This is a genomic window from Vallitalea sediminicola, assembly GCF_054408565.1.
In genome coordinates, this window is sequence record NZ_BTPT01000100.1 from 1 (window position 1) to 5,316 (window position 5,316).

Genomic DNA, 5,316 nt, shown 5'->3' on the forward strand with positions numbered 1-5,316 from the left:
AGTACAGTCATAATAAAGGATGTTAGTATTTCGTTTCGAAATTTTCAAGCTATTATTATATAAAATTGATTGAATTAAATCAGATTCTTTAGCAATAACTTGAAGAGCTCTATATATATGATGAACATCAAAAACAGGCTGTTCAATAAACTTTGAAGAGAGTTTAAAAGTAGAAAGTTTTGAAGAAGGAAAAAGAATTCTACCATAAATCAATCTAGAAAGAATAGAATCAAGATTAAAAGTAAACTTATATTTATCAGCAATATTATCACATAACTTATTAAGTCCAAGTTCATGATAAATTTGTTGTAAGAAAAGATATCCACCATTAAAAGATCTTTGTTCATTCTTTTTAATAATTTTAGTAGGAGCATAAGAAAGCATAATCGTACGCTTATTTTCCTTTTCTTTTTTGTTTAAATCTTCAATATATTTTTTAGCCCACTCAATAGGGTTTTCACCATTAAGCTTTTTTAATAAGTCGTCATATGTACCTAATTTTTCAACAATCTTAGATGAATGCTTCCCATTAATATACGTAGACTTAATAACATAAAGTGATTGAGCATTCTTAGACTTAGATATTTTTAATCTCATAAGATGCACCTCCTACTAATAGTATAACATATTACTCAAAAGTACTCAATAGAAAAATGTAAAATTTGACAAAAAAATAGCCTTTTTATAAGGATTAAAAAGGTTTTATATAATTACAAGTGTCAAACTCCCGAAGATATAATACATTTTGTTGGAAAAGATGAAATATCTGCGCATATAGAATATTGTCCATATTGTGCAAGCAACTTAAGTGATTTTAATCAAAGCATTACTTTTTGTCCATACTGCGGGCAAATTATTAAACAAAAAGCATCTAATAAATAATTATCTGTCGGATAATCAAGTTATCCGACTTATTTTTTTGCATTAAATTTGTAATGTATACAAAAATTAAGAAAATTTGTATGAAAAAGTCCTGATTTTTAAGCTTATAAAACAGAAGAGTAATTATTTTAACTCCATATAACATAAAGGGATAATATATTGTAAAAAGACATAATGTGTAATATAATGTATGTAAGAAAGGTAAGGTGGGATTTAATGGAGGGAAATATTAAGATAAGTAACGAGCAAAAGAGATATAAATATTATTACATAATGATAAGTGGAATATTTTTGTTGATGATACTGCAAATGGTCGTAGGTGTTATAATGGGGCATCGCCCATTAATACTAGTTGCTTCGTTGAGCTTTCTTCTCATTGCATCTGTTATTATTACCTATATATTAAATAAAAAAAGTATTAATACCAAGAGTATTATATATATAACCTTAATACCAATGATTATCTGTTGGTCTGTTATATTTATTACTAGCGAAAGTATAGTCGTTTTCTCTGGAATGTTTCCTGTTTTAGTATTACTGGTTTTCTTAGGACGTTATAAAGCTATTATAGTTACTGGTGGTTTCAATATAAGCGTAACTATTTTTAAAATTGTTGGATTATTAGATAATGATAATATTTCTAATGTTGATAAATCTATTTACATCTATTTAGTTCTTATACTTATAATGTTCGTTGCTTCCTGTTATATGGGAGCTAAGATATTAAATAGTATGATGAATAGAAATAGAAATATGATTAGTAATCTGGAAAAGTCCAAAGAAGAGCAAGATAATATGATGAATAAATTAATCGAAACAAGCAAAATCATTTATAATCATTCTAACGAGTTAAACACTATTATGGAAGATATGAATATAATGTCCAAAGATATAGAACAATCGGTAGAACAGATAAAAGAAGGGGCTAAAGAAGGTGCTGAATATACAGAAAAGCAACTGGAATCAACTAATAATATTCAAGAGTTGATAAATGAAGCTTCTGATACGTCGCTATCTATAAGTCATACATCAAAAGAAATAGAAAATGTAATTGGTGATGGTATGGAGATTGTTGAAACTTTGTATAATAATAATAATGTTTCAAATGAAAATAATTCTAGAACATATGATATAATGCAAGAATTAAAAGAAAAATCTGACAATATTGTTGATATTATAGAGACCATAAAAAGTATAGAAGATCAAACTAATCTACTGGCGTTGAATGCTGCAATAGAGGCTGCAAGAGTTGGTGAAGCTGGTAAGGGTTTTGCTGTTGTTGCAGATGAGATAAGGCATTTAGCAGAACAATCGTCACAATCAGTTAATGATATTACATTAATCATTTCTGAATTACAACAACACACCAACAAATCTTTAAGTGCTTATGAAAAACTAAATAAAATAAGTGACGAACAAAATAAACTAGTTGAAGATACAAAAAATATTTTTGGTAAAATTGAAAATAATATGATGGAAAATACAAAAAAAATAGACTTGCTATCTTCAAAAATTTCTACAATTGTAGAAGAAAACAAGAATATAGTAGGTTCAGCCAATAATCTATCCGCTATTACACAAGAAAATTATAGTGGTTCAGAAAGTACAGTTTCATTGACTTATAAGTATCTAACATTATCCGAAAAAGGTAATAAGATATTAGAAAGTTTGAATGAAACATCAGAAAAAATAGCCTCAAATCAATAATAAACGAATAAGTGAGTTTCCCATTTTTTCTTCTAATTGGTTATAAACTATTGGAGATTTAGGTGGGAAACTCTATAATAAAAAAAATCTTGACACAAAGTATATATTAATATATAATAATACTAATTTAATAATCAAATTCGATGATTGAAAGTAGTAAGAATTGATTGTGATTATAGAGAGTCGGGGATGGTGGAATCCTGATACCTACAATAGTTCTGAATGGATTCATGAGAAGTACGGTGAACACTTGATTGTAAGTAGCTGATACCGTTTTTCCTACGTTATAAGGATAGGATATGTTAGTATCTGAAAAAAGTTAAGCACATAATAGGTGGTATAATGAAATGTAACTTCGTCCTAAGAAAGACGGAGATTTTTTGTTATTTAGAGATTATTTATTAGTAATAAATACACTTATTCTAAAGTGCTTGAAGTTGGGTGGTACCGCGAGTAACACTTCGTCCCAATAAATGGATGAAGTGTTTTTTTATTGCCTTTTTAGATACACATCTCATCGAATAAGAATGCATATCACAGCTTATTAAATTCAAAAAAATTATTTAGAAGGGATGGATTTATTATGACACATCAATTTGGAAATTTTGGAGGACAATATGTACCAGAACAAGTAATCGAAGCTTTAAATGAATTAGAGACAGCTTTTAACAAAGCTATGAAGGATGAAGAATTCAAAAGTGAATATTTATATTATATGAAAGACTATGTGGGAAGAGAGTCACCATTATACTATGCTGATAATATGACTAGTAAACTTGGTGGAGCTAAGATTTATCTTAAAAGAGAAGATCTTAATCATACAGGTGCCCATAAAATAAATAATGCAATAGGACAAATATTACTAGCAAAAAGAATGGGTAAGAAAAAGATAATTGCAGAAACAGGGGCTGGACAACATGGTGTAGCAACTGCTACAGCGGCAGCCATGTTCAACATGGAATGTGAAATTTTCATGGGCGAAGAAGATACTAAGAGACAGAAGCTTAATGTTTTCAGAATGGAATTATTAGGTGCGAAAGTTACTCCTGTAACAAGAGGAACTAGAACTCTAAGTGATGCAGTAGATGAAGCAATTGAGCAATGGGTAGAGAGAATAGAAGATACATTTTATCTATTAGGTTCAGCAGTTGGACCACATCCATATCCAACTATGGTTCGTGAATTCCAAAAAATCATAGGTGAAGAGGCACTTAGACAGATAAAAGAAAAAGAAGGAAGATTACCAGATTATTGTATCGCATGTGTAGGTGGAGGAAGTAACGCTATTGGTTTATTCCATGAATTCAATCCTTATGAAGAAGTTGAATTAATAGGTGTAGAAGCAGCAGGAAAAGGTGTAGACACTGAATATCATGCAGCAACTATGGCTCATGGAAGAGAAGGTGTTGTTCATGGTATGAATACAATCTTTATTCAGGATGATGAAGGAAATATAAGTCCGGTGTATTCAATATCAGCAGGATTAGATTATCCAGGTGTTGGACCAGAACATGCACATTTAAAAGACATCGGTAGAGCAAGATACGAATCTATTACAGATGATGAAGCAGTCAATGCATTTTTATATTTGTCACAAACAGAAGGTATAATTCCAGCAATTGAAAGTTCACATGCCATTGCATATACTATGAAACTTGCACCGACACTTGATAAAGACAAGGTTATTATAGTTAATCTATCAGGTAGAGGAGATAAGGACGTAGAAGCAATTGAGAGTTATCTAAAAGCTAATAATAAGCCAATTAATCTATAAAGTCATTATGTTTTGTGAAAAAAGGTGGGATATGTAATGAATATTGTTTTAACAGGAGACAGACCCACAGGTAAGTTACACATAGGACATTACGTTGGATCGTTAAAAACAAGAGTCTCTATACAAGGAAAATATGATAAAAGCTTTATTATGATAGCTGATACACAAGCATTATCGGACAATGCTCTTAATCCAGAAAAAGTAAGAGATAGTGTTATTGAAGTAATGCTCGATTATCTATCAGTAGGGTTAAAACCAGAATTGAATACGTTTTTTATACAATCATTGGTTCCAGAATTAGCTGAACTTACTATGTATTATATGAATTTTGTTAATCTAGGAAGATTATCAAGGAATCCAACTGTGAAAGCAGAAATGAAACAAAAAGGATATGGTGATCAGATTCCAGTTGGATTCTTATGCTATCCTATTAGTCAAGCTGCAGATATAACTGCATTCAAGGCTAATTTAATCCCAGTTGGAGATGACCAGCTACCAATGATTGAACAAACAAACGAGATAGTTAGACGTATTAATAATAATTCTCAACTTTCCCACCACAAAAAGTGATGTAAAGCCTTATAATTACTATGATTACCTTGCATAAAATATATTTATTGACACAAAATGCACCTTTATCTGATAAAATGTAATCACCATAAAAACATTTTACAATCCAGATAAGAAAGGTGCATACCACTATGATACATTATGATGACTCATCTGAAAAGACTAAAAATGCTTTATTTCAAACTTTTAAGACCCTAAAAATTGCAGGGTTACTTCGTCAAGCTGGTATTCGTAAGGCTTGTGGCATTTCAGTCTATGAAGTTTTTAAGTTTTTAATACTATTGGTATTTCAAAGTAAAAATCTATATCGCTTTCTTGATTCAAAGAAAGGCGATATGGCTGTTTCAAAGAATACTTACTATCGTTTTATGAATGAATCTACC

The 5,316-nt window shown here is 30.0% G+C and carries 2 protein-coding genes and 3 pseudogenes; 4 read left to right on the plus strand and 1 reads right to left on the minus strand.

Going from position 1 to position 5,316, the window contains the following annotated elements; translation table 11 throughout:
- Window positions 1-597: pseudogene (locus tag ACX6CF_RS25510) on the minus strand (IS1634 family transposase); the annotation flags it as partial.
- Window positions 598-1,098: 501 nt separating this feature from the next.
- On the opposite strand from ACX6CF_RS25510, the gene ACX6CF_RS25515 reads away from it, so the two are divergent.
- The 4 genes and pseudogenes from ACX6CF_RS25515 to ACX6CF_RS25530 form a co-directional block, all read left to right on the plus strand.
- Window positions 1,099-2,589 (plus strand): methyl-accepting chemotaxis protein, encoded by a 1,491-nt coding sequence (locus tag ACX6CF_RS25515; protein WP_458788207.1) that lies wholly within the window; start codon window positions 1,099-1,101, stop codon window positions 2,587-2,589.
- Window positions 2,590-3,172: 583 nt separating this feature from the next.
- Window positions 3,173-4,363, plus strand: a complete 1,191-nt coding sequence (trpB, locus tag ACX6CF_RS25520) for a tryptophan synthase subunit beta (RefSeq protein WP_458788208.1) — start codon at window positions 3,173-3,175, stop codon at window positions 4,361-4,363.
- A gap of 36 nt (window positions 4,364-4,399) precedes the next feature.
- Window positions 4,400-4,903 (plus strand): annotated as a pseudogene (locus tag ACX6CF_RS25525) (tryptophan--tRNA ligase); the annotation flags it as partial.
- A 161-nt stretch (window positions 4,904-5,064) separates the two neighbouring features.
- Window positions 5,065-5,316 (plus strand): annotated as a pseudogene (locus ACX6CF_RS25530) (IS4-like element ISTeha3 family transposase); the annotation flags it as partial.

Excerpts from the sequence above, each read along its gene's own strand:
- ACX6CF_RS25515 (WP_458788207.1), top strand. The coding sequence starts at position 1,099 with ATGGAGGGAAATATTAAGATAAGTAACGAGCAAAAGAGATATAAATAT.
- trpB (WP_458788208.1), top strand. The coding sequence starts at position 3,173 with ATGACACATCAATTTGGAAATTTTGGAGGACAATATGTACCAGAACAA.